This window comes from Allorhizobium sp. DMC15 (assembly GCF_056314065.1).
Genome location: NZ_JBQUZB010000002.1, coordinates 550590 through 574475, shown reverse-complemented (window position 1 = coordinate 574475; position 23886 = coordinate 550590). Strand labels below are relative to the sequence as shown.

At 61.8% G+C, this 23886-nt stretch carries 25 protein-coding genes; 7 read left to right on the top strand and 18 right to left on the bottom strand.

From position 1 onward, the window contains the following. Positions 1 to 8: 8 nt before the first annotated feature. The 17 genes from tilS to ruvC form a co-directional block, all read right to left on the bottom strand. The gene (gene tilS, locus ACT53S_RS11360) at positions 9 to 1286 is read right to left on the bottom strand and encodes a tRNA lysidine(34) synthetase TilS (protein WP_476067056.1); all 1278 of its coding nucleotides are present in this window, start codon (positions 1284 to 1286) and stop codon (positions 9 to 11) included. Between the two features lie 41 nt (positions 1287 to 1327). Further along, a complete protein-coding gene (ybgF, locus tag ACT53S_RS11355; RefSeq protein WP_113376315.1) occupies positions 1328 to 2305 on the bottom strand; it encodes a tol-pal system protein YbgF in 978 nt (325 codons plus the stop codon). A gap of 157 nt (positions 2306 to 2462) precedes the next feature. Next, the gene (gene pal / locus ACT53S_RS11350) at positions 2463 to 3002 is read right to left on the bottom strand and encodes a peptidoglycan-associated lipoprotein Pal (RefSeq protein WP_113376314.1); all 540 of its coding nucleotides are present in this window, start codon (positions 3000 to 3002) and stop codon (positions 2463 to 2465) included. 167 nt (positions 3003 to 3169) lie between these two features. Further along, on the bottom strand, positions 3170 to 4474 hold the full coding sequence (gene tolB, locus ACT53S_RS11345; RefSeq protein WP_140828895.1) for a Tol-Pal system beta propeller repeat protein TolB: 1305 nt from the start codon (positions 4472 to 4474) through the stop codon (positions 3170 to 3172). Between the two features lie 21 nt (positions 4475 to 4495). Then, entirely contained in the window at positions 4496 to 5569 is a 1074-nt protein-coding gene (locus tag ACT53S_RS11340; protein ID WP_476067055.1) for a hypothetical protein, read from the bottom strand. A gap of 9 nt (positions 5570 to 5578) precedes the next feature. Next, positions 5579 to 6031, bottom strand: coding sequence for a protein TolR (tolR, locus tag ACT53S_RS11335; protein ID WP_113376311.1), 453 nt, complete (start codon positions 6029 to 6031; stop codon positions 5579 to 5581). A 25-nt stretch (positions 6032 to 6056) separates the two neighbouring features. Next, positions 6057 to 6776 carry a protein TolQ gene (gene tolQ, locus ACT53S_RS11330; protein WP_142071632.1) on the bottom strand — a complete coding sequence of 240 codons (720 nt, stop codon included), beginning with the start codon at positions 6774 to 6776 and terminating at the stop codon, positions 6057 to 6059. A 236-nt stretch (positions 6777 to 7012) separates the two neighbouring features. Then, positions 7013 to 7459: a tol-pal system-associated acyl-CoA thioesterase gene (gene ybgC / locus ACT53S_RS11325; protein ID WP_476067054.1), complete on the bottom strand. Its 447-nt coding sequence runs from the start codon at positions 7457 to 7459 to the stop codon at positions 7013 to 7015. 98 nt (positions 7460 to 7557) lie between these two features. Continuing rightward, complete coding sequence (locus ACT53S_RS11320) at positions 7558 to 8124, bottom strand: DinB family protein (protein WP_476067053.1); 567 nt, start codon at positions 8122 to 8124, stop codon at positions 7558 to 7560. Next, positions 8121 to 8630 carry an NUDIX hydrolase gene (locus ACT53S_RS11315; RefSeq protein ID WP_476067052.1) on the bottom strand — a complete coding sequence of 170 codons (510 nt, stop codon included), beginning with the start codon at positions 8628 to 8630 and terminating at the stop codon, positions 8121 to 8123. The genes ACT53S_RS11320 and ACT53S_RS11315 overlap by 4 nt, the downstream gene beginning before the upstream one ends. Before the next feature lie 4 nt (positions 8631 to 8634). After that, positions 8635 to 9675, bottom strand: a complete 1041-nt coding sequence (ruvB, locus tag ACT53S_RS11310) for a Holliday junction branch migration DNA helicase RuvB (protein ID WP_476067051.1) — start codon at positions 9673 to 9675, stop codon at positions 8635 to 8637. Continuing rightward, positions 9672 to 10076 carry a PIN domain-containing protein gene (locus ACT53S_RS11305; protein ID WP_476067050.1) on the bottom strand — a complete coding sequence of 135 codons (405 nt, stop codon included), beginning with the start codon at positions 10074 to 10076 and terminating at the stop codon, positions 9672 to 9674. Before ACT53S_RS11305 ends, ruvB begins: the two co-directional genes overlap by 4 nt. Next, positions 10073 to 10339 (bottom strand): AbrB/MazE/SpoVT family DNA-binding domain-containing protein, encoded by a 267-nt coding sequence (locus tag ACT53S_RS11300; protein ID WP_476067049.1) that lies wholly within the window; start codon positions 10337 to 10339, stop codon positions 10073 to 10075. The genes ACT53S_RS11305 and ACT53S_RS11300 overlap by 4 nt, the downstream gene beginning before the upstream one ends. A gap of 94 nt (positions 10340 to 10433) precedes the next feature. Next, positions 10434 to 11051: a Holliday junction branch migration protein RuvA gene (gene ruvA, locus ACT53S_RS11295; protein ID WP_476067048.1), complete on the bottom strand. Its 618-nt coding sequence runs from the start codon at positions 11049 to 11051 to the stop codon at positions 10434 to 10436. Continuing rightward, the gene (locus tag ACT53S_RS11290) at positions 11048 to 11488 is read right to left on the bottom strand and encodes a type II toxin-antitoxin system VapC family toxin (RefSeq protein ID WP_476067047.1); all 441 of its coding nucleotides are present in this window, start codon (positions 11486 to 11488) and stop codon (positions 11048 to 11050) included. Before ACT53S_RS11290 ends, ruvA begins: the two co-directional genes overlap by 4 nt. Further along, complete coding sequence (locus ACT53S_RS11285; RefSeq protein WP_476067046.1) at positions 11469 to 11729, bottom strand: AbrB/MazE/SpoVT family DNA-binding domain-containing protein; 261 nt, start codon at positions 11727 to 11729, stop codon at positions 11469 to 11471. The genes ACT53S_RS11290 and ACT53S_RS11285 overlap by 20 nt, the downstream gene beginning before the upstream one ends. Positions 11730 to 11784: 55 nt before the next feature. Further along, positions 11785 to 12297 (bottom strand): crossover junction endodeoxyribonuclease RuvC, encoded by a 513-nt coding sequence (gene ruvC / locus ACT53S_RS11280; protein ID WP_476067045.1) that lies wholly within the window; start codon positions 12295 to 12297, stop codon positions 11785 to 11787. 150 nt (positions 12298 to 12447) lie between these two features. Here ruvC and ACT53S_RS11275 point away from each other — a divergent pair, with 150 nt between their 5' ends. The 3 genes from ACT53S_RS11275 to ACT53S_RS11265 all read left to right on the top strand — a co-directional run bounded on the left by ACT53S_RS11275 (position 12448) and on the right by ACT53S_RS11265 (position 16955). Continuing rightward, positions 12448 to 13449 carry an LLM class flavin-dependent oxidoreductase gene (locus tag ACT53S_RS11275; RefSeq protein WP_476067044.1) on the top strand — a complete coding sequence of 334 codons (1002 nt, stop codon included), beginning with the start codon at positions 12448 to 12450 and terminating at the stop codon, positions 13447 to 13449. A gap of 153 nt (positions 13450 to 13602) precedes the next feature. Further along, positions 13603 to 15882, top strand: coding sequence for a methyl-accepting chemotaxis protein (locus ACT53S_RS11270; RefSeq protein ID WP_476067043.1), 2280 nt, complete (start codon positions 13603 to 13605; stop codon positions 15880 to 15882). A 236-nt stretch (positions 15883 to 16118) separates the two neighbouring features. Further along, positions 16119 to 16955 (top strand): outer membrane protein, encoded by an 837-nt coding sequence (locus ACT53S_RS11265; protein WP_476067042.1) that lies wholly within the window; start codon positions 16119 to 16121, stop codon positions 16953 to 16955. An 88-nt stretch (positions 16956 to 17043) separates the two neighbouring features. Here ACT53S_RS11265 and ACT53S_RS11260 read toward each other — a convergent pair whose 3' ends face one another. Further along, positions 17044 to 18036: a transporter gene (locus ACT53S_RS11260; RefSeq protein WP_476067041.1), complete on the bottom strand. Its 993-nt coding sequence runs from the start codon at positions 18034 to 18036 to the stop codon at positions 17044 to 17046. Positions 18037 to 18312: 276 nt separating this feature from the next. On the opposite strand from ACT53S_RS11260, the gene ACT53S_RS11255 reads away from it, so the two are divergent. From ACT53S_RS11255 to cydB, 4 genes are all read left to right on the top strand, one after another. Next, entirely contained in the window at positions 18313 to 19491 is a 1179-nt protein-coding gene (locus tag ACT53S_RS11255) for a phosphoserine transaminase (RefSeq protein ID WP_476067040.1), read from the top strand. Between the two features lie 88 nt (positions 19492 to 19579). After that, positions 19580 to 21175 (top strand): phosphoglycerate dehydrogenase, encoded by a 1596-nt coding sequence (serA, locus tag ACT53S_RS11250; RefSeq protein WP_476067039.1) that lies wholly within the window; start codon positions 19580 to 19582, stop codon positions 21173 to 21175. Between the two features lie 230 nt (positions 21176 to 21405). Then, entirely contained in the window at positions 21406 to 22818 is a 1413-nt protein-coding gene (locus tag ACT53S_RS11245; protein ID WP_476067038.1) for a cytochrome ubiquinol oxidase subunit I, read from the top strand. Continuing rightward, the gene (cydB, locus tag ACT53S_RS11240) at positions 22808 to 23812 is read left to right on the top strand and encodes a cytochrome d ubiquinol oxidase subunit II (RefSeq protein ID WP_476067037.1); all 1005 of its coding nucleotides are present in this window, start codon (positions 22808 to 22810) and stop codon (positions 23810 to 23812) included. The genes ACT53S_RS11245 and cydB overlap by 11 nt, the downstream gene beginning before the upstream one ends. Positions 23813 to 23886: the final 74 nt, after the last annotated feature.

Genomic DNA, 23886 nt, shown 5'->3' with positions numbered 1-23886 from the left:
AATAAGTCTTAAACGGGACAGGCAATTGCAGGTTCCCGGCCGAAAAGACGCGCGATCTCGTTGGCGAGCGGAAGATCGAAGTCGGGCAGGAACTGATCGAAGACAGAGAGCCGCGGGGTGACGGTGACGGTCGGGGCGTCGGTGTCCGTGGTCGCGCAGAAACGCCGGCTCTGCGGGCAGTTTCCGGCCATGGCGAGACGAATACGGTGGGGCAAATCAGGCGCGATCTCCGGCGCCGGACCAGGCGAAATGATGACATCGGTGCCACTGTCGTTGACGATCTCGTAGCGTCCGTCCCAGACAGCGCTCGCTCCGGAGGGCAGGGGGAGCGGCAAAAGACCGCGCCTCTCGCGCGTGAGGAAAAAATCCGATTTTCGAGAAACGACGAGGCAGCCGGAGAGCGTTTGCGCAAAGTCCCTCTTCGTCGAAATCTGCGCGCCCAGCCGTTCCATCGCGTGCGTTGCGGCGCGGTGCGGCCGCCCCCCAAGGATTGCGGAGAGGGGGGCGAGGACATGCCGGGCTTCGGTGGTCTCTGCCCACGCATCGGTGTCTAAACGCAGGCGCAAGGCTCCATCACCGATGACCTCGGCATGATCTGCCAGCCACGTGGCGGCGCGTTTCGAAAGCGCCCGCCGTTCCTCGCCAGCCCTGGCGATCGCGCGCAGGTCGGGGGAGATTTGCCGCTGCCGGATACGGACCCGTTCGGAGCGAAGATCTTCGTTGCTCGGGTCATCGATCCAGCCGTGACCTTTGCCGGCGACGAAGTCGCGAATGGCGGCGCGTGTGGTCGACAGGAAGGGGCGCAGGATCCATAGACGGCGTTCGTAAAGGGTGGCAGCTGCCATGCCGGAAAGACCGAGTGCGCCCTCCGCGGATCGTTCCGAACGCATGGTAATCGTCTCGACCTGATCGTCGAGGGTGTGGCCGGTCACCACGGCGTCGGCTCCAAACTCGCTGGCGGCTTCGGCGAGCAGGCGGTAACGCGCATTGCGTGCGGCGGCGGAGAGACCGGTGGTCGGCTTGTCGCCGGTCCAGCGGATAGACCGGTGGCGGATCTCCAGGCTCTGGCACAGCGCTTGGACGGCGCGTGCTTCGGCGGCGGAGGCGGGGCGCAGTCCGTGATCGACGGTGACGGCGCAAACGGAATGGGGAAAGCTGCCGGCACGGAGCACCTCAAGGAGGGCGAGGAGAAGGCCGGTGGAGTCGCTGCCGCCAGAAATGGCAACCAGTAGACGGGAAGGCTTGTTCAAAGAAGAGAGAAAGGCGCGAGCAGCCTCTAGCGGCATGCGAGGTTCCGGCAGGACCGATGTCCCGGCCTCGGACGTCATCAGCAACGCAGGCGCTTCTGCTCGCTCGCGACCTTGGAAACGACGGCGCGGGAGGCTTTCGGGTAACGCTTGGAGACTTCGCGCAGCGTCGCGCAGGCGGTCTCGGTGTTGTCGAGGGCGGCAAGCGACATGCCGAGCTTCAGCAGCATTTCAGGCGCCTTGGGCGAGGTGTTGTAGGTCTGGTGGGCGTTGAGGAAGGTCTTGGCCGCCTCGTTGTAATTGCCCTGCGAGTAGAGCGCTTCGCCGAGCCAGAAGTTGGCGTCTGCAATCTTGGCGCTGCTCGGATAGGCTTCGATGAAGTCGCGGAATTCGCTTTCGGCCAGGCTGTAATCGCCGGACAGAACATGGCCGTAGGCGACCTGGTAGACGTCCGCCTCGGAGTTCAGGGATGCGGTTTCCTTGGGGGCGGCGGGTGGCGTGACCGACGGAGCGACAGTCGGAGCCTCGACGCCGGGCAGTGCCGAAGCGTTGGCGCCGGGTTCTTCGTTGAGCGTCGCGCCAATGGGCATACCGCTATCATCGAGCGCAATCTCACCCAGCGTCTGTTCGCCGGGTGCAGTACCGGAAACGTCGGCGCTGGCGCCGACGTCGGGGGTATCAGTGATGATCTGGGCGACGGAATCGGATCCACCGCCACCGTCGACGGGTTTCGTCAGCGAGCCCGTCTTCTTCTTTTCAAGATCCTGGAAGCGGAACTCGTTGTCTTCCTGCTGCTTGCGGATCGTCTCCTGCATCTGCAGAAGTTGGAAGCTCATTTCCTCAATGCGGCCATTGAGGGTGCGGATCTCTTCTTCGAGCTGCTGGACACGCAGGGTCGGATCGGTGGCCTGGGCCATGTGGACCTCGGCCTTCGGCTGCTCCGGCGCTTTCTTATGGCCGAGCGAGACGTTCGGAAACAGCTGGAACGCTTCTGCGCTGCCATGCAGTCCCGTGAGCGAGGCCGTCGCTAGCAGTGCGGCCATCACAAGTTTCTTCATGTCCCTTTTCCTGTTTTCGCGATGAAGTGCACCGAACCGGCGCCGACAGGAGATTTTTCCAATTGCCTGCAAAAAGCAACCAAGTTCGGCCAAACTAAGGAGAAATGTAAAAGGCGGCCCGGGGGCCGCCTTTCGTGTTCAGGCGATCCGTTGCGGATCACATGCCGGCGCCACCGAGAACGGTGACCGCGCGGCGGTTCTGCGACCAGCAGGAGATGTCGTCGCAGACAGCGACCGGACGTTCCTTGCCGTAGGAGATGGTCTTCATGCGCTGCGCCGGAACACCACGCTGGGCGAGGTAGTCGCGGGTCGCGGCTGCACGGCGGGCGCCGAGTGCCAGGTTGTATTCGCGGGTGCCGCGCTCGTCGGCATGACCTTCAATGGTGATGGCGTAGTTCGGGTAACGGGCGAGCCACTGGGCCTGACGGTCGAGCGTCTGGGCGGCATCCGCACGGATCGAGGTCGAATCCGTATCGAAGAAGATGCGGTCGCCGACATTGACGGTGAAGTCCTGGGTCGAGCCCGGGGTGGCGGCACCTGCGCCGCCGGCGCCGAGGCCGAGGTCACCGGCGCTGTTCGGCAGGTTCTTCTTATTGGCGCAGCCAGCAAGCGCCAGAGCGACCGTGAGGGCAATGAGGGCCGGGTTGCTGGCGAGGGTCTGCAGACGGCTCTTGGCCGGAGTGTGAATGCGGCTCATGCCGGTCTCCTTGAATTTCCTGTTAGGGTTGCTGGACCATAACCAATCGCGGTTAACCGGCTTCCAACAATCATGGTTAACAAATCGACAATTCGAATGGGATGACGCCCGATTTGCCTGAGTTTACGGCGAAAAAGAGGCGCTTTCGCGCCTCTTTTCAGTCAGTGCTATTCCATCAAAGGCGACCAGGCCGGGTCGGATGCGAAGGAGGGGGTCTTCACCAGCTGTTCGTTGTAACCCGACAGGTCGATCGAGTAGAGCTGAGGACCGCCGGCGCCGGCATTCTGGCGGAAGAACATCAGGACACGGCCGTTCGGTGCCCAGGTTGGGCCTTCGTTGTGGAAGCCCGTGGTCAGGATGCGCTCACCCGAACCATCGGTCTTCATCACGCCGATCGAGAACTTGCCACCGGACTGCTTGGTGAAGGCGATCAGGTCACCGCGCGGAGACCAGACCGGGGTCGAGTAGGAGCCGTCGCCGAAGGAGATGCGGCGCTGGCCGGAGCCGTCGGCCCCCATGACGTAAAGCTGCTGGCGGCCGCCACGGTCACTTTCGAACACGATCTGGCTGCCATCGGGCGAATAGGACGGAGAGGTGTCGATCGCCGCCGTCGAGGTCAGGCGGGTGGTCGTGCGCGAGCGCAGGTCCATCGTGTAGATATTGGCATTGCCGTCCTGCTGCAGGCTCATGATGACGCGCTGGCCATCCGGCGAGAAGCGAGGAGCAAACGTCATGCCCGGGAAGTTGCCGACCACTTCACGGCCACCGGTCTCCAGCTGGAGCAGGTAAACGCGCGGCTGATCGCCCTCGAAGGACATGTAGGTGATTTCCTGGCGGCTCGGCGAGAAGCGCGGCGTCAGAACGATATCCTTGCTGTTGGTCAGCATGCGGACGTTCTCGCCGTCCTGGTCCATGATCGCCAGCTGACGCTTGCGGTCGGTCTTGGGGCCGCTTTCCGAGACGAACACGACCCGGGTGTCGAAATAGCCCTTTTCGCCGGTGATGCGCTCGTAGATGGCGTCGGCGATGATGTGGGCAACGCGGCGCCAGTTCTTCGGGTCGGTGAAGAACTGCTGGCCGGTCATCTGCTGGCCACCAAAGGTATCCCAGAGACGGAATTCGGCGCGCAGACGGCCGTCAGCTTCGCGGGTGATGCGGCCGACGACAAGCGCATCGGCCTTGATGACCTTCCAGTCCTCGAAGCGCGGCGGCTGGTCGGGATTGGAGATCTTCTCGATGAAGGCCTGACGGTTGATCGGGGCAAAGAGGCCCGAGCGCTTCAGGTCGGCCTCGACCACGGCCGAGATCTGCGCACCGATGCCGTCACCCGAGATGAAGTCGGTGATGGCGATCGGCAGCGGCTGCACGTTGCCACGGTTGATATTGATTTCCACGGCTGCGTTCGCGGGGGAAACGAAGGCACCGGCCAGGCCGGCACAAACCAGCAGAAGTCGGAGGAATGCGTTTTTCATGCTCTCGAAGCCTTTCAGCTCTTACATCAGTTCGCTGGGGTCGAAATTGACGACAACTTCAGACCAAGCGTCGTATTTGTCCCGCGGCAGATTGGTGAACGGGGCGGATTTGCGAACGGCACGCACGGCGCCGCTCATGAGGACCTGTTGGGCGCTGGGGGAGCCACCGGTGGCGCTCGCCTCCGGTTCACCGACCAGTTCGCCGTTTTCGTCCAGGCGGAAGGTGACGCGGATGCGCACGTCGGCGGCATCGGCCATGCCCGGGGTGATCAGCCAATTGTTCTGAATGATGCCGCGCAGGGCATCCAGTTCGCTCTGGCTGAGCTTGGAGCCACCGGTATTGGTCTTGCCGCCAAGCGCTGCCTTGTCGGTCGAGCGTTTGGCGCCGCCACCGGCCGCATCCGTCTTGTTGAGCAGGGCGGCCACTTCGTCAGCATTGAAATCGCTTTCCATCTGCTGCTTCGACTTGGCGGTTTCCTGCGTCTTCGTATCCTGCTTGGCGTCCTTTTTCGCGGTCGTCTTCGGCTCCGGCTTTTTCTCAACGGGCTTGGCGACTTCCGGCTGCGGACGGGCGGCCGGGATTGGCGCCTGCTCAGGCAGCGGGATTTCCTCGGCAGCGGCCTGTTCGGCGGGCGCGGGTTCGGGTGGCTTGGTCTCTTCCGGCGGCGTCGGCTCGGCGGGTTTCGGCTCCGGTGGCGGCGCCGTCTCTTCCTTGACGATTTCCTTGACGTCGTTGACCTCGGGATCGGGCTCCGGCACCGGGGTCTCGACCTTTTCCGGGGCAGCCGCGACTTCCTGCTCAACCGGACGCTTGGATGGTGTCGGCGGCGATTTCAGGTCAACCTCGTTGTCGCCGAAGTTCTCGGCGGGCTGCGCAATCGGCGGCTTTTTGGTCGGAACGGGCGCGGATTTCTCGGCGAGCGGGGCCTTCTTGTCGCCCTGCTGGATCTGGGTGAACTCTTCGATCGGTACGATGTCGACCGGAAGCGATTCCATGTTGACCACTTCCAGCTTTTCAGGCGAGCCAAGGCTCACCAGCGTCGCTACGAGCGCCAGTCCGTGCAGAAACGTAGATGTGAAGAGGCTGCCCTTCATGTCGTCCGATCAGTTCTGCTGTTCCTGCAAGGTCACGAGACCGATATTGGTGAAGCCCGCGGCCGAGATCCGCGCCATGACCTGCATGACGATGCCATAGGTGGCGGCGGTGTCGGCGCGTACGTAGATGCGTTCATTGTAGCCGGTGGTGGCGATCGCCTGCAGCTTCGGTACGACCTCGTCGATCGGGATTGCCGTTTCCTGCAGATAGATCTCGCCCTTCGGATTGACCGAGACGGTGATCGGCTGGGTTTCGCTGTTCATCGCCTTGGCCTGCGTCTGCGGCAGGTCGATGGGAACGCCGACCGTCATCATTGGCGCTGCGACCATGAAGATGATCAGAAGCACCAGCATGACGTCGACCATCGGGGTGACGTTGATTTCGCTGACGAGGGCGCGCTTGCCGCTGCGACGTCCGCGACGGCCTCCGCCTCCTCCACCTGAACCGACCGACATTCCCATGCGCTAATCTCCTGCCGTCGAGGCCTTATTGCGCCGCCTGGCGGGGCTGCAGCTTCTCGTCGATCTGGCGCGAGAGGATGGCCGAGAATTCGTCGGCGAAGCCTTCCATGCGCGCGGTGAGCTTGCCGGATTCGCCCGAGAACTTGTTGTAGGCGATGACGGCGGGGATAGCCGCGACGAGACCGATCGCGGTCGCGAGCAGTGCTTCGGCGATACCGGGGGCGACGACGGCGAGGCTGGTGTTCTTCGAGCCGGCGATGGCCTGGAACGAGGTCATGATACCGATGACGGTACCGAAGAGGCCGATGAAGGGCGCGGCAGAGCCGATGGTGGCGAGCGAGGAGAGGCGGGCTTCCAGCGTTTCCGACTCACGTGCCATGGTCACGTCCATGGCGCGGTCGATACGCATCTGCAGGCCGATCGGCGAGCGGGCGCCGCGCTCAAAACTCTTCTTCCATTCGCGCATGGCGGCGACGAACATGGCGGCAAGGCCAGTGTTGTTACGCTCGGCGAGCGTACGATAAAGCTCTTCCAGCGACTGGCCGGACCAGAACACCTGTTCGAACTGGTCGAACTGGCGGCGCGCACGGGCATAGCTCAGATATTTGTCGATGACGATCGCCCAGGTCCAGACCGAGGCGGCCAAGAGGCCGAGCATGACCAGCTTGACGATCAGGCCCGCCTGCATGAACAGTCCCCACAAGCTCACGTCGTGGGTCGCTGCTGCCATTCCAACTTGTTCCATCGCCTAAAAATCCCCGAAATCCAAACGCCCGGTGAGAGGACCGGGCGGCGACATGAGCTGAGTTGCTGGAAGAATGCGGTCGCTGCCGCCGACATCCCTATCCCGCCTAAGCTCCCAGAATGCCTTCTGGGCTGAAAATTTGGTCAAAGGAAGGCGTGCGGTGCACAAACTCCCACTCCGGAGTAAGACCCCATTATGGTTAAGAAGGCGTTACTTTCGGGGAGATCACAGAGATGTCAGGATTGCCCGAGGAACTGTGAAGCGAGCGCCTCGGGCAGCCGCCGCGGACGGCCGTTCCGATTGACGACGGCGATGATCACCTTGGCCGCGATCAGCAGACCGCCATCGCGGAGGACTTCCTGCTGCAATACCATCTTGGCGCCGCCGGCTTTTTCCGTGCGCGTGCGCACCGTGATGATATCGTCCATGCGGGCCGGGGCCTTGAAGTCGATTTCCATGCGGTGGACCATGAAGGCCAGCCCTTCGTCGGAAGACTGGAAGAGGTCCGACTGTTCGACGCCGAGGCAGCGCAGATAATCGGTGCGGGCACGCTCCATGAAATGCAGATAGCGGGCGTGATAGACGGCGCCGGAGAAATCGGTGTCCTCGTAATAGACGCGCTGTGTGAGGGAGTGCACGCCGTCGGTGATCTCGCCGGAGAGGGGAATGGATAGGGGTGACATGGCATTCTCCGGCGGCGATCGTCTCAACGGCTCCTCCCCTCGAACGATTGCCGAGGGGAAAGGGCTTCACGTGCTGCGCTCGCTAGCGCATGACGGTCTCATCTGTCCAGATCCATGACGTCTGCTTCCGTCACTCCCAGCCTTTCCATCACGTCGACGCGGCTCGCCGCATCATCGGCGACGATGAATTCGTCCAATTGCGGCGGCTTGATGCTGGTGCCTGACAGCATGGCATGCGCCTGGCCGCGATGGTGGGTCTGATGCTGGAAGAGATGGGAGAGCACGTCGTCCGTGCGCTCCACCTGAATGCGGCCGGTGCGGTGAACGCGCGTAGGCCGTCCGAGATCCTCGTCCCCAAGCTTCTGGCACAAGGTCAACAGGCGAAGGTCGGATGCCTGTTGCGCGGCGCGGAGTTCGGCTGCGACCGGGTATGGTACCGCGTCCTGCCAGGCTCTAGGGCCGAGGTCGCCGCCATCCAGGGCGTCGATGTAGAACCAGTCGATGATCAGGATGTGATTGAGGGTTGCGACCAGTGACGGAAAGAAGCCGCTTCGCGGCCCCTCGAATTCGCCGGACTGAAGGGCGGAAACCGCCTCGTGCAGCCGGTCGTTGGCCAGCATATTGGCAAAAGCGAGCTTGCGAATGAACCTGATCGCATTGGTCATGGCGTATCCAGGTCTCCGTCGTGCCAGACGATGTGTTTCGGCGAGGTGGGCAACCTCTCGATTTCGTCCGCGATGAAGTAGGGCGGGATATCGAGCGCGGTCAGGGCTTGCCGCGTTGCCGGCACCCACTTGAATTCGAGGCTGTTCTTGCCGTCTTCGTTGCGGTGGACGATGTCGGACGCATGGAAGGGGAAGTGATCGGGGATTTCCATGCGATAATAGAAGCCGAGCTCGTGCCAGGCTTTGCCTTCGTAGTGGAAGAAATTTTCGGCGATCCAGAGAAGGGGGCCAACGACGGCCTCGACGCCCAGTTCCTCCTGCATTTCGCGGACCAGCGTTTCCGTCGACGTCTCGCCGATTTCCGCCCGGCCGCCTGGAAACGTCCAGAAAGTTTCATGCGTGGCGCGGTGGACGAGGACGTGACCATCGCGAAAGGCAAGGCCGGCGATGCGATGGTTGAAGCGCCGCTTACCGTCCTTGATGGTGATGAGGGTGCGTTTGGACATGAGGTCAGTCGTCCTCGAGTGTCAGCCTGAATTGTGCAGCCTCTAGATCCTTTGGTGGGGTCATACCGAGATGTTTCCAAGCGGTGGCCGTCAAAACACGGCCGCGCGGGGTGCGCTGAATGAAGCCCTGCTGGATCATGTAGGGCTCGATGATGTCCTCGATCGCGTCGCGCGGTTCCGACAGGCCCGCGGCGATGGTTTCGATACCGACGGGGCCGCCGCCAAAATTGACGGCGATCATCGAGAGGTAGCGCATGTCGAGCTGGTCGAGTCCCATATTGTCGACGTTGAGGCGCGTCAGCGCTTCATCGGCGATCTCGCGGGTAACCGCTTCGGCGCGGGCGACTTCGGCGAAGTCCCGGACGCGGCGGAGCAGGCGGCCGGCGATCCGGGGTGTGCCACGGGCGCGGCGCGCGACTTCGCGGGCGCCATCCTCGGTCATCGGCAGGTTCAACAGACGGGCGCCACGGCGGACGATCGATTCCAGTTCTTCGACGGAGTAGAAATTGAGGCGCACGGGAATGCCGAAACGGTCGCGCAGCGGGGTTGTGAGCAAGCCTAGGCGGGTGGTGGCGGCAACAAGGGTGAATTTCGACAGGTCGATCTTCACCGAGCGGGCAGCCGGGCCTTCGCCGATGATCAGATCGAGCTGAAAATCCTCCATGGCCGGATAGAGGATTTCCTCGACGGCGGGGCTCAGTCGATGGATCTCGTCGATGAAGAGCACGTCGCGCTCTTCGAGATTGGTGAGTAGGGCGGCAAGATCGCCGGCCTTGGCGATGACCGGGCCGGAGGTCGAGCGGAAGTTGACGCCGAGTTCCTTGGCCATGATCTGGGCGAGCGTCGTCTTGCCGAGGCCCGGCGGGCCGACGAAAAGCACATGGTCCAGCGCCTCGCCGCGGTTCTTCGCCGCCTCGATGAAGATCTTCAGATTGGCGCGCGCCTCGGCCTGGCCGGTGAAGTCGTCGAGCGTCTGCGGACGCAAGGCGGCATCGAGGTCCTCGCCGCGCTTTTCCGGGGTCAGGATCGGATTGTTGGTCATCATGCGAGAAGTTCCATGCCTGGCACGCGAGAGGCGGCGCGTTTGTCGAAGGTCTTTACGGAGGCGCAGCCTTCTTGAAGCGATCGGGCCGCAATCAAGGCGTCGGCGAAATCGGCATTCTTCTGGTCGACCTGCCGCAGCGCCTTAACCACAAGATCGTGGCTTTCGATGGTCAGCCCCCGGACCTGGAGGAGCTTGCCTATGGCCGCTGATGCGTCCCTTCTGGTGTAGCCGAGTTGCGATCGCAGCGCCCAGTCCAGTTCCAGTACGCAGATGAGGGGTAGAAAGGCCAGGTAGTTCTTGCCGAGATCCTCCGCAAAACGCAGCGCTGAACGTCGTTGGTCAGGATCGTCGTTGGTCAGAAGGCGGATGACAATGTTGGTGTCTAAGCCCACCAGCGTCATGCCGCGATGTCCGACGGATCGTCGCCTCCGGTGGATAGTGCGTTTTCGCCTGCACTGCGCACCACTGCTTCGTCGATTTCTTTCAGCGTCGCACGCCCGTTGGGTGGTGTGCCCAGGAAGCCTGCGAGATCCTTCAGATCGATGTTTTTCGGCGTGATGACGATCTCCCCGTCGACGACGCTGTAGACCATCTGATCACCAGGGCTCAGCTTCAAAAGCTCGCGCATCTCTTTCGGAATGGTGATCTGGCCCTTGGCCGACATGGTGGCTTCCCATATCTTCACGACACTCTCCGACGTCTTAAATATTGTCCGACTCTAGCCGATATGTCGTAGCGAAACAAATCTGGTGGAAAGATCACCGCGACAGCTCCTTCAGCCCCAACCGGATCAGCTTGGCGCTATCTGCCCCTTCGCCGCCGTTCTTCAGCGCCGCCGCGATGGCATTGGCCGCCTGGTCGCGGGAATAGCCGAGATTGGTCAGCGCCGAGACGGCATCGGTGACAGGCGCGGAGGCGACGCCTTCGCCGAGTTCCTGCTTGAGGCCGATATTCGCTGACGCCTCGCCGGCAAAGGCGGGGGCCTTGTTCTTCAGTTCGGTGACGAGGCGCAGCGCCACCTTGGGCCCGACGCCGGGGGCGCGGGAGATCGCGGCCTTGTCCTGCAGGGCAATCGCGTTGGCGAGTTCCGATGGGGTGAGGGTCGAGAGTACGGCAAGCGCCACCTTGGCACCGACGCCCTGGACGCTCTGCAGGAGGTTGAACCATTCGCGCTCCAGCGCGCTCATGAAGCCGAAGAGTTTCAGCTGGTCTTCGCGCACATAGGTCTCGATGAAGAGCACGACGGCTTCGCCGGCCGAGCCAATGCGCGACAGGGTGCGCGACGAGCAGTGGGCGACGTAGCAGACGCCGTGGACGTCGACGAGCACGTGGTCGTCGCCGATCTCGTCGATGGTGCCTTTGAGTTTGCCGATCATGGAAAGCGTCCGTCGCGTTCAAGAGGATGGGTTTCTGGGGAGATGATATCGATATCCGGGAAATAGCTGCGGTAGCGTGATGCATCCCGCGTCAGCAGACGATGCGAACGGACGGCTGCATGCGCGCCGATGAAAAAATCCGGGAGTGTCCGCTCGCGCTGTCCACCGTTCTTTCGATAAAGCAGGTGGGCCTTGCCGGCGCGGAATGCCACTTCATAGGAAAGCGGTTCTTTTTTCAAATCGAGCCAATCGAGCGCCTGGCTGAGTTGTTGTTCGCTGAGCGGTGAGGCTGCAAGCTCAGACCAGATGACAGGATTGATCACCAGCGGCCCCTCGTGGAAGCAAAGCCTCATGGCGCCCAATGACCATAACCGCGTCGGGCTATTCGGCCCGAGCACATCGATCAGAGCAGTGGTGTCAAGGATGGTCGAGGTCATCACGCGGTCCTCGAAGCCATTCGACATACTCGTCAGATGTCATTCCTTGCGTATCGAACGTCCCCTCGACACTTTTGGCCCAGGCTTCGAAATCCTCGAATGCGTCGCCGGCATCGCCGTTCTTAACCAGCATGACGCCCGCCTCTGCCACGACGAAGTTCACCTCCGATCCCGGCTTGATATCGAGCCGATCACGGATGTCCTTGGGGATGGTGACCTGACCTTTTTCGGTGACGCGCATGGTAATACCTCTTGGGTATTACTTACAGGCGGATGTGGAACAAGTCAAGAACAAATCAGGCGGAGGCCAGCACCTTGCGCATTCTGTCGCCGCCGCGATTGTGGGCGTGGCAGATGGCGATGGCGAGTGCGTCGGCGGCGTCGTTGCCCTTGAATTCCGCCTTGGGCATTAGGATCTTCAGCATCATATGGATCTGCTGCTTTTCGCCGTGGCCGACGCCAATGACGGCTTTCTTCACGGCGTTCGGCGCGTATTCCGCGACCCGCAGACCGGCTCGGGCAGGAACGAGCATGGCAATGCCGCGAGCCTGGCCGAGCTTCAGGGTGGCCACGGCATCCTTGTTGACGAAGGTCTGCTCCACGGCGGCCTCATCGGGCTTGTAGCTGTGCACGACCTCGGCGAGGCCGTCATGCAACTGGCACAGCCGGGAGGCGAGGTCCATGTCGCCGTCCGATGTCACCGTGCCCGAGGCGACGAAGCGCAGGGAGTTGCCGAGCGTCTCTATGACGCCCCAGCCGCAACGGCGCAGGCCGGGGTCTATGCCGATGATGCGAATCGTGGAAGTCATGGAACACCTTACGCTGGAATGGCCGACGAGTGCCAGAGAAATGTGAACAAAACAAAAACACCGAGAGTGGTTATAATTTATTATCATAACCTCTTGGGTGCCTGGACGGGCGTCCCTACATGAGCTGGACATAGATCAAAGGCTTCAGACATGATCCCGTTTTCCATTCTCGATCTCTCTCCGATTGCCGAAGGACACAGTGTCCGCGAGGCTCTCGACGCTTCGCGGACACTCGCGCAGGCGGCCGAGAGGAACGGGTATCGGCGGTTCTGGCTCGCCGAACATCACGGTATGCCTGGTATTGCCAGTGCCGCGACTTCCTTGGTCATCTCCCATGTCGCAGCCGGGACCGAGACGATCCGGGTGGGCTCCGGCGGCATCATGCTGCCCAACCACTCGCCGCTGGTGATCGCCGAGCAGTTCGGGACACTGGAGGCGCTCTATCCGGGCCGCATTGAGCTCGGCCTCGGCCGCGCGCCGGGAACCGACATGCGAACCGCTCGGGCGCTCCGCCGGAATATGGAAGCGGGTGCCGAGAGCTTTCCGCACGACATTCTCGAATTGCAGAGATTGATGGGAGAGCCGGATGAGGAGGGCGGTCTGATCGCCGTTCCCGGCATGAACAGCCATGTGCCGATCTGGCTCCTGGGGTCCAGCCTCTACAGCGCTCATCTCGCAGCAGCCCTCGGCCTGCCCTATGCCTTTGCCTCGCATTTCGCGCCAGACCAACTGCTGGATGCGGTTGCGATCTATCGCGAGCGGTTCCAGCCTTCAGCGGCGTTGCAAAAGCCGTATGTCATGGTCGGCACGATGGCGGCAATCGCGGATACGGATCGCGAGGCGTCTCACCTCTTCACCTCCGCGCAGCAGCAGTTCGTCAATCTGCGGCGCAATATTCGCCGGCCGTTCCCGAGGCCCGTCGACAGCATGGATGGGTTCTGGTCTGAAATCGAGCGGATCGGCGTCGAACACACGTTGCGCTATGCGATTGTCGGTTCACCGGAAACCGCAGCGGAGAAGCTCGCCCGTTTCATCGCGGAGGTCCGCCCCGACGAAATCATCGTTTCAACGCCCGTTCACGATCTCGCTGCGCGAATCCGATCCGTCGAGCTTTTTGCCGGGCTCAGAGCAGATGTGGCACAGGTGGTCTGACCCCCCGCATTACAGGGTTTCGCGCGCCGTCTTTACGGGCGATTAAGGCCTGAAGAGCGATTGTTCCCCGATAAAGAGAGAATCTGCCGACCCATGCGGCAGATCGAAACTCCGACCGGGGCCAGCTGTGGCCGGGTCGTCCGGGGAACAGTTATGACAGCTCGCATTCATTCGCTTTCGTTCAAGGTCATCGCCGTCTTTCTGGTCCTGACCTTCATCACCGTCGCCCTCCTGAATATCTTCGCCTATCGCAGCTCGAGCCAGCTGTTTGGCGAGCAGACGGAAAAGGCGATGGCGAGTACGCTGACCTTTCGCGGCGATCTGTTGACCGAGAAACTGCATGCGTTGGAAAACCAGGCGGCTTCCATCGCAAAGATCGAAACCCTGCAGCAATCCCTGACCGGCCTGAAGAGCGGCTGGAACACGATCACCAAGAGCAGCGGCGATGCCAAGGGGGAGCTGCAGCGGATCTTCGTCAAGGAAAACCCCTTCCAGGCCGGCGAGCGGGAAAAGTTGATCAAGCCGGAAGGGCCGAGCGGCTTCTACTATTCCACCCATGAAACAACCCAGACCCAGGTTGCCGCCTATCTCGACGGAACGAGCTTCAGCGACATGCTGATCGCCGATCAGAACGGCAATGTCGTCTATTCCTTCAAGAAGGGCCCAGCCTTCGGTGAAAACCTGAAAGACGGCAGCTTCGCCGCGACAGGTCTCGGAAAAGTCTACCAGCAGTCCGTCGATGCCGCTGCAAAAGCAGTCGACGACGTCGTCGGCGTCAATTTTTCGGGGCTTTCGGTTGGCGCCGATGCGGCCTATCCGGATATCTATTTCGCGGTTCCCCTGGTGAAACTCGGCAGCTTCAAGGGCAGTCTGATGTTCCAGGTCAAGGCGGACGTCTTCGTTGATCTCCTATCCAAGGGCATGGTGCCTGGAAGCAGCCAGACGGCGGCCATCGTGTCGGCCGAAGGCGCCGGCATCGCGCTGGATGCCGCCGGCAAACTGACCGATGTCCGCGCCGATTTCTCCGCGTCCGGTGACGGCATTTCCGTAACGTCCGGAGAACGTCCGGACGGTGCTGCGGTCATCTACGGGCGACGCGTGAGCTTTGGCGACCAGAGCTTTGTGGTGACTGAGAGCCTGACGGAAGCGGAACTGCAGGCGGGGTCCATCCGCATCGCGACCATCCTCGTGATCACCGGTCTCGTGGCTCTGGGTGTCCTTGCGGCTGCGACCTGGATCTTTACGCGCCGCCTCTTCGCGCCGCTCGAACGCCTCGTCATCTTTACGGGTGCTGTGGCCGACGGCCAGATCGACCAGCCGGTCGAAAACCAGGAGCGGCGAGACGAAATCGGCAGCATGGCGCGTGCGCTGGAGCGGTTCCGGCAGGCCCTCATCGAGCAACAGAGGCAGTCTGCAGAGCGCCGCGAGGAACGCGCGCGCGCCGAAGAAGAGCGCCGGCAGAGAATGGAAGAGAGGGACCAGGAGGCGAAAACCTTGCAGGAGGTCGTGGAAACGCTCGACACCGGCCTCGACAGGCTGGCTGCAGGCGATCTTGCCTTCCGCATCGAGCGCCGCTTCCCCGCCGATCTGGAAGGGTTGCGTTCCAATTTCAACAAGGCGATCGAGACGCTGAGTGCTACTCTCGGCGGTATTGGGGGCAACTCGGTCGCGGTTCGCGAAGGTTCCGAGGAGATGCGGGCGGGCGCCGATCAGCTCGCCGAGCGGACAGAGCGACAGGCCGCCGCGATTTCGCAGGCCGCTGGCGCGATCCAGGAGATTACCAGCGCGGTGAAGACGCAGATCGCGCGCGCTGAAGAAGCCGAGCGCATTGCGCGCGCAGCCAAGGACGATACGGCCATGTCGGGCCTGATCATGCGCGACACGATCGCGGCGATGGAGGCAATTCAGGGGTCGTCCCAGGAGATCAACAAGATCGTTTCGGTGATCGACGAGATTGCCTTCCAGACCAATCTGCTTGCGCTCAACGCCGGTGTGGAAGCCGCTCGGGCCGGTGAAAGCGGCAAGGGCTTCGCGGTGGTCGCGCAGGAGGTGCGCGAACTTGCGCAACGGTCCTCGAACGCCGCCAAGGAGATCGCCAACCTGCTTTCAAAGTCCCGCGGCGAAGTCGATCACGGCGTGAAACTGGTCGAGAAGGCCGGGAATGCACTGGATGGCATCGGTTCACACGTGCTTTCCATCAACAGCCATATCGGCGAGATCATGGAGTCGACGCGGGAGGAAGCGCAGACCCTGGTCGACATCAACGCTTCGGTGAACCAGCTCGATACGATGACGCAGCAGAATGCCGCCATGGTCGAGGAAACCACGGCTGCCATCCACCGCTTGGCCGGCGAGGCTGCAGAGATGGACCAGCGGCTTGGACTGTTCAACCTGGGGACCGTTGCCGGTCATGCCGGCAAGCGCGCCGCCTGAAGGCGAATTATCGGGTTTATCCAATATTTTAAGGCGCGGTTCCTTCGGGATCCGCGCCTTTCCTTTGTTTCTGCTCCGCAAATCCAGGTATCACGGTAAGCAAATCACTAAAGGTTAGAGTTAAGATCTGTAGTTAATCGCAACTTAACCTTTACGCGGCATTCTCTGTCCCAATTCAGGATATCGGGCCGTGAACCGGCCTGATGAGACAACGCTGGGATTTGGAGTATCCTGTCATGACGAAAACCATACTTGCTGCTGCAACGGCTCTCTTGTGCGCCAGCTCAGCCGTTCTTGCTGCCGACCTTTACCAGCCCGAGCCGCAGCCGGCCTATGTCGATGCTCCGGAAGTCACGGTTGCCGAAGCGTCCGGCTGGTACCTGCGCGGTGATCTGGGCTACAACTTCAACAAGCTGCGAGGCGCCGAGTATTTCCAGGGTTCCAATGACACCCTGACCGATTTCACGACGGCTTCGATCAAGGACAATTTCACGGTCGGCGCCGGTGTCGGTTATCAGGTCAACAGCTATCTGCGTACGGATCTGACCTTCGACTACATGTTCAAGTCGGATTTCCGTGGTTCGACGACAGGTACGTGCGGTGCAGGTCCTGAGCCATGCACTTCGAGTGATCTTTCCGCCATGAGAGCCTACACACTGATGGCCAACGCTTATGTCGATCTGGGTTCCTACGCCTATTTCACGCCGTATGTCGGCGCTGGTATCGGCGGCTCCTATGTCAAGTGGGACAAGCTGCGCAACACCTCCTGCCAGGACGACGGCGGCGGTTGCGATCCGACGGAAGAACATGGCGGCAAGGGCAGCTGGCGCTTCGCTTACCAGCTGATGGCGGGCGCCTCGATCGATGTCACCTGCAACGTCAAGGCAGATGTCGGCTACCGCTTCCGCCACACGCTCGGCGGCGATATGTTCGGCTACCAGGCCAATGGCGGCCCTGGTTACGACAAGGGTTTCTACAGCCACGGCATCCATGCCGGTGCGCGCTATGTCTTCGGCGGCTGCGAACAGCCGGTCGCCTACGAGCCGCCTGTCGAGCCGATCGTCTACAAGTAAGACTGAACGCGGCTGCGGGCGAGCACCTGCAATCCGTGATCAAGGCTTCCACCAAGGGTCCCTGCGGGGGCCCTTGTTGCGTTTGTCGTCAGAGAATTCCGGTGCGGCGCAGAACCCACCAGGACAGCATCACGGAAATCACGATGAAAGCGAAGGCATAGCCGGTGCCGTGCAGTCCCTCGGCGAAGGGCAGGCTGGTGGTGTTCATGCCGAAGAAGCCGGTTACGAGCGAGGGCGGGAGGAGCAGGGCGGTCATCAAAGACAGGATGTAGAGATGTCTATTGGTCTCCGCACTCTGCTTCGAGTCGAGTTCCTCGTGCAGCAGGCGTGCGCGATCGGCCAGAGCCTGGACGTCCTGATCGACGGCTTCCAGCTTGCCCGACAGACGCACAAGGCTTTCTTCAACGCCTGCGGGCATCTCGTCATCGTCGGTTGCGGCCGCCCGGCGCATGATCAGCAGCATGGTGCGCAGATGCCGGTGCAGCCGGACGATCAGGCGGCGGACAGGGGTGAGGCGGCGACGTTCGTCGCGCAGTTCGCTGCCGTAGACAAGATCCTCGATCTGGTTCAGCTCTTCCGTGAGTTCGAGAACGACCGCGATCAGCCCGCGCTGGAATTCCGCGACCAATACTTCGAACAGTTGCAGCGGCGAAGCATAACGGCCGGCATTCTTCTCGACGGCTGCCCGCACCTTGTCGACCGAGCGGATCGGCTGCAGTCGGGTGGTGATGATGAACTTTTCCGACAGCGCGAAATGCAGCCAGCCGATATCGCGAGTCGTGGCGTCGAACTCCCGCTGAAAGTCGATCAAGGTGCCATATAAGAGGCCCTCGTCGATGGCGAGGGCTGCATGGGTGTCGTGCGTCGTCAGTGCTGCGTGGACGGGTGGTGTAAGTCCTGGGAACTGCTCCAGGAATGTCGGTAGCCGGGTGTCTGCAAGGTTGAGATGCAGCCAGACGAAACCGTCGCCGGGCAGGGCTTCCTGGGCGGTACATTCGGCAGGGAGGCGCTCGCTTCCGCCACCTGCGGTCACCCGATAGGCCCAAACGAGACCGGGAATGGTGTTGGTCAGCGGAAACATCTGTCCTCGTGTGCTCGGCGATGGCTGCAGGCAGCAGGGCCGGTCGCCTCGGGGATGATCGGTGCGTCTGCTCATGCGCCCGGTGCATGAAGGATTGATGACAGTGCCTGGCCGCGGGGGCGATCCCTTCAGGATGCGAAACGGCTTGGCGCGGACGGAACAAAAATTTTGCTCACCGCGACGCAGACCCGCTTGACGACGCTTTCCGACAAGAGTAGTTCCGACGGCGGGACACCTCTCCCCAACGAGAGGCTAATTACCTGGAAGGGTATCTATATGGCTGATGTGATCGCCCCCGCCGCGCGTCCGGCAAACACTCATTTTTCGTCTGGCCCCTGCTCGAAGCGCCCCGGTTGGTCGCTCGATGCGCTTTCCGATGCCCCGCTCGGTCGTTCGCACCGCGCCAAGGTCGGCAAGGAAAAGCTGAAGCTGGCCATCGACCTTACCCGCGAAATTCTCAACGTTCCCGCTGACTACCGCATCGGCATCGTTCCGGCCTCCGACACGGGCGCCGTCGAAATGGCCATGTGGTCGCTGCTCGGCGAACGCGGCGTGGACATGCTCTCCTGGGAAAGCTTCGGCGCCGGCTGGGTCACCGATGTGGTGAAGCAGCTGAAGCTCGCCGATGTCCGCAAGTTCAATGCCGATTATGGCTTGCTGCCGGACCTGACGCAGGTCGATTTCGACCGCGACGTCGTCTTCACTTGGAACGGCACGACCTCGGGTGTCCGCGTTGCCAATGCCGATTTCATCCCGGCTGATCGCAAGGGCCTGACCATCTGCGACGCCACGTCTGCCGCCTTCGCGCAGGATCTCGACTTCTCCAAGCTCGATGTCACCACCTTCTCCTGGCAGAAGGTTCTGGGCGGCGAGGGCGGTCACGGCGTGATCATCCTTTCCCCGCGCGCTGTCGAGCGTCTGACGACCTATGTGCCGGCCTGGCCGCTGCCGAAGATCTTCCGCATGACCTCGGGCGGCAAGCTGATCGAGGGCATCTTCGTCGGCGAGACGATCAACACGCCGTCGATGCTCTGCGTCGAGGACTATATCGATGCGCTGAAGTGGGCAAAGTCGATCGGTGGCCTTGAAGCCCTGATCGCTCGTGCCGATGCCAATGCGAAGGTGATCTTCGACTTCATCGAGAAGAACGACTGGATCGCCAATCTCGCTGTCGACCCGGCCACGCGCTCCAACACATCGGTCTGCGTCAAGATCGTTGACCCTGAAGTCACGGCACTCGATGCCGATGCCCAGGCCGCCTTCGCCAAGGGTATTGCCAGCCTTCTCGAGAAGCAGGGTGTCGCCTATGACATCGGTGCTTACCGCGATGCGCCGGCCGGTCTTCGCATCTGGGCTGGCGCCACGATCGAAACCGCCGACATGGCAGCTCTGATGCCGTGGCTCTCCTTCGCCTATGAGACGCAGAAGGCGTCTCTGGCCAAAGCTGCCGCCTGATCATCGCCGATTTCGGCTCCGCCTGATGGGCGGAGCCCCGCAATTCCCATCATTTTCTTCAAACGAACTCTCTGAAGGAGGCCTCGTCATGGCACCTCGCGTTCTCGTATCCGACGAACTCTCGGAAACCGCCGTCCAGATCTTCCGTGATCGCGGCGTTGAAGTCGATTTCCAGCCGAAGCTCGGCAAGGACAAGGAAAAGCTCGCCGAAATCATCGGCAATTATGATGGTCTCGCCATCCGTTCGGCCACCAAGGCGACGGAAAAGCTGATCGCTGCTGCGACCAACCTCAAGGTCATCGGCCGCGCCGGTATCGGTGTCGACAATGTCGACATTCCCGCCGCCTCCAAGCGCGGTATCATCGTGATGAACACGCCGTTTGGCAACTCGATCACGACGGCAGAACACGCCATCGCGCTGATGTTTGCCGTTGCCCGCCAGCTGCCGCAGGCCGATGCCTCGACCCAGGCCGGCAAGTGGGAAAAGTCGAAGTTCATGGGTGTCGAAATCACCGGCAAGACGCTCGGCGTCATCGGTGCCGGCAATATCGGCGGCATCGTCTGCAAGAAGGCGATCGGCCTTGGCATGCATGTCATCGCCTATGATCCCTTCCTCTCGGCTGAACGCGCTCAGGAAATGGGTGTTGAGAAGGTCGAACTCGACGAGCTCCTGCCGCGCGCCGATTTCATCACCCTGCATGTGCCGATGACCGACAAGACCCGCGGCATTCTCGGCAAGGAGAACATCGCCAAGACGAAGCCCGGCGTGCGCATCATCAACTGCGCTCGCGGTGGTCTGGTGGATGAAGCAGCCCTTGCCGAAGCCATCAAGTCCGGTCATGTCGCCGGTGCCGGTTTTGACGTCTTCGAGGTCGAGCCCGCGACCGAAAGCCCGCTCTTCGGCCTGCCGAATGTCGTCTGCACGCCGCATCTCGGTGCATCCACCACGGAAGCCCAGGAGAATGTCGCCCTTCAGGTCGCCGAGCAGATGTCGGACTACCTGATGAAGGGTGCGGTTTCGAACGCGATCAACATGCCGTCGATCACGGCTGAAGAAGCGCCGATCCTGAAGCCCTTCATCCGTCTTGCCGACGTGCTCGGCTCGTTTGCCGGCCAGATGACCGAAGATCCGATCAAGGAAATCGAGATCCTCTATGACGGCGTCACCTCGACCATGAACACCAAGGCGCTGACGTCTGCGCTGCTCGCCGGCCTCATCCGCCCGCAGGTGGCCGACGTCAACATGGTCTCGGCCCCGATCATGATCAAGGAAAAGGGCGTCATCGTCTCGGAAGTGAAGCGCGACAAGACCGGCGTCTATGACGGTTACATCAAGCTGACCGTCACCACCGACAAGCAGACCCGCTCGGTTGCCGGCACGGTCTTCTCCGACGGCAAGCCGCGCTTCATCCAGATCAAGGGCATCAACATGGATGCCGATGTCGGTCAGAACATGATCTACATCTCCAACACCGACGTGCCGGGCATGATCGGCTTCATGGGCACGACGCTCGGCAATGCCAAGGTCAACATCGCGAACTTCCAGCTCGGTCGCGACAAGGAAGGCGGCGATGCGATCGCGCTTCTTTATGTCGACGGTCCCGTCGAGCAGGCCGTTCTCAACCAGCTGACCGCCAATCCGGCCATCAAGCAGGCAAAGCCGCTGGTCTTCAACGTCGACTGATCGACCAGCCAACGAACATGAATAAGTTGACGGCGCGGGATCAAACCCGCGTCGTTTTTGTTTCGGGAACAACCTGGAGAATGGAAGGGCCACATATAAGGAACAGTTGATGCGTTCAACTGCCGCATGGCGGCTTGTCGCATTGATCCTGACCTGTGAAGCTATAATTGACTTCTGTCATCTCAATCGGCGTCTGGCGATCGAGATCGAAAACGAAGGACGCAGTCATCATGTTCGAAAACTTCGACGCTCAGATCCTCGCGCGCATCCAGTTCGCGTTCACGGTCTCCTTCCACATCATCTTTCCGGCCTTCTCGATCGGTTTGGCGAGCTACCTCGCCGTGCTCGAAGGCCTGTACCTATGGAAGAAGGACAAGGTCTATCTGGAGCTCTTCGACTTCTGGAAGACCATCTTCGCGGTGGCCTTTGGTATGGGGGTCGTCTCCGGGATCGTGATGTCCTATCAGTTCGGCACCAATTGGTCGGTCTTTTCCGACAAGGCCGGGCCGGTCATCGGACCGCTGATGGGTTACGAGGTGCTGACCGCCTTCTTCCTTGAGGCCGGGTTCCTGGGCGTCATGCTGTTCGGACGCAATCGTGTCGGCCCGGGGCTGCATTTCTTCTCGACGCTGATGGTCGCCATCGGCACGCTGATTTCGGCCACCTGGATCCTTTCGGTCAATTCCTGGATGCAGACGCCGGATGGTTTTGCCATCAACGAGGTGGGCCAGTTCGTGCCCGTGGACTGGTGGAAGATCGTGTTCAACCCGTCCTTCCCGTATCGCCTGACCCATATGGTGATCGCCGCCTATCTGACCACCGCTTTCGTCGTCGGTGCGGTCGGCGCCTGGCACCTGCTGAAGGGGACGGCGCCGCGCCGCGCCGGCGTGATGTTCTCGATGGCCATGTGGATGGCCGCGATCGTCGCGCCGATCCAGATTGCCGCCGGTGATGCGCATGGCCTCAACACGCTGGAACACCAGCCGGTCAAGGTCATGGCGATGGAAGGCCATTTCGACAGCCATCCGGATGGTGCGCCGCTGATCCTGTTCGGCATCCCGAACACGGAAGAGAAGCGGATCGACTACGCGATCCAGATCCCGAAACTGTCCAGCCTGATCCTCAAGCATGACCTCAACGCACCGCTCGCCGGCCTCGATACGGTGCCCGACGACAAGGAACCGCCCGTTGCGATCGTGTTCTGGTCGTTCCGCGTGATGGTGGCGATCGGTTTTGCCATGCTCGGCGTCGGTCTGTTCTCGCTCTGGTGTCGCTGGAAGGGGACGCTCTACGAGAACCATTGGATGCATCGCGTGGCGCTGGTCATGGGCCCCTCCGGTTTCGTCGCCGTGCTCGCCGGGTGGATCACCACGGAAGTGGGTCGTCAGCCCTACACTGTCTATGGCCATCTGCTGACGGCGGATTCGATCTCGCCGATCGCGGCACCGGCGGTCGCTGCCTCCCTGATCGCCTTCATCATCGTCTATTTCATCGTCTTCGGTGCCGGCACCTTCTACATTCTGCGCCTGATGGCCCGCCTGCCGCGCGATCCTATGCCGGATCTCGACGACGGCCCGATCCGCTCGTCCGGCATCACGCCGGCCGCCCAGCCCGGTCACCATGGAGGCAAACATGCCCATTGATCTTCCCTTCATCTGGGCCGGCATCATCGCCTTCGCCGTGCTCGCCTATGTCATTCTCGACGGTTTCGATCTCGGTGTCGGCATCCTCTTTCCCTTCTTTCCGGAGAAGCACGAGAAGGACCTGATGATGAACTCGGTCGCCCCCGTCTGGGACGGCAACGAGACCTGGCTGGTGCTCGGCGGAGGAGGGCTGCTCGCCGTCTTTCCGCTCGCCTATGCGACGATCCTGCCGGCGATCTACGCGCCGATCATCCTGATGCTGCTGGGACTGATCTTTCGCGGCGTGGCCTTCGAATATCGCTGGCGCACCAAGCGCGCCGAACATCTGTGGAACTGGGCCTTCACAGGCGGTTCGGTTGTCGCGACCTTCTTTCAAGGCGTGGCGCTCGGAGCTCTGGTGCAGGGCATTCCGGTGGAGAACCGCGCTTATGCCGGTGGCTGGTGGGACTGGCTGACGCCGTTTTCGATCGCGACGGGTTTTGCCCTGTTGATCGGCTACGGCCTGCTCGGGGCCACTTGGCTCGTGATGAAAACAGAGGGCGAGATCGCCGAACGGGCGAAGGTTTTCGCGTTCCGGCTCGCCTTTGCCACGGTCGCCGCCATGGGCGTGTTCAGTCTCTGGACGCCGTGGCTCGAACCGGCCTATCTCGATCGGTGGTTCGGCTATCCAACCATCGTCTTCTCGTTCGTCGTGCCGGCGCTGGTGCTGGGCTGCCTCTGGCTGATCGTGTCGGGCCTGCGCAACGGTCGTGATGTCCAGCCGTTTCTGGCGGCGCTCGGTCTCTTCGTGTTGGGCTATGCCGGTATCGGCATTTCCTTCTATCCCTATATCGTACCGACATCGTTGACGATCTGGGAGGCCGCAGCACCGGATTCCAGCCTCGCCTTCCTGCTGGTCGGCGCTGTGGTGCTGGTACCGATGATCCTGTGCTACACCGCCTATGCCTACTGGGTATTTCGCGGGAAACTCAATCCGGATGAGGGGTACCACTGATGGACACACGCCAGACGCTCAGTCGGATCCTGTGGTTCGTCGCCCTCTGGGCGGCAGGCGTAGCGGCCATCACC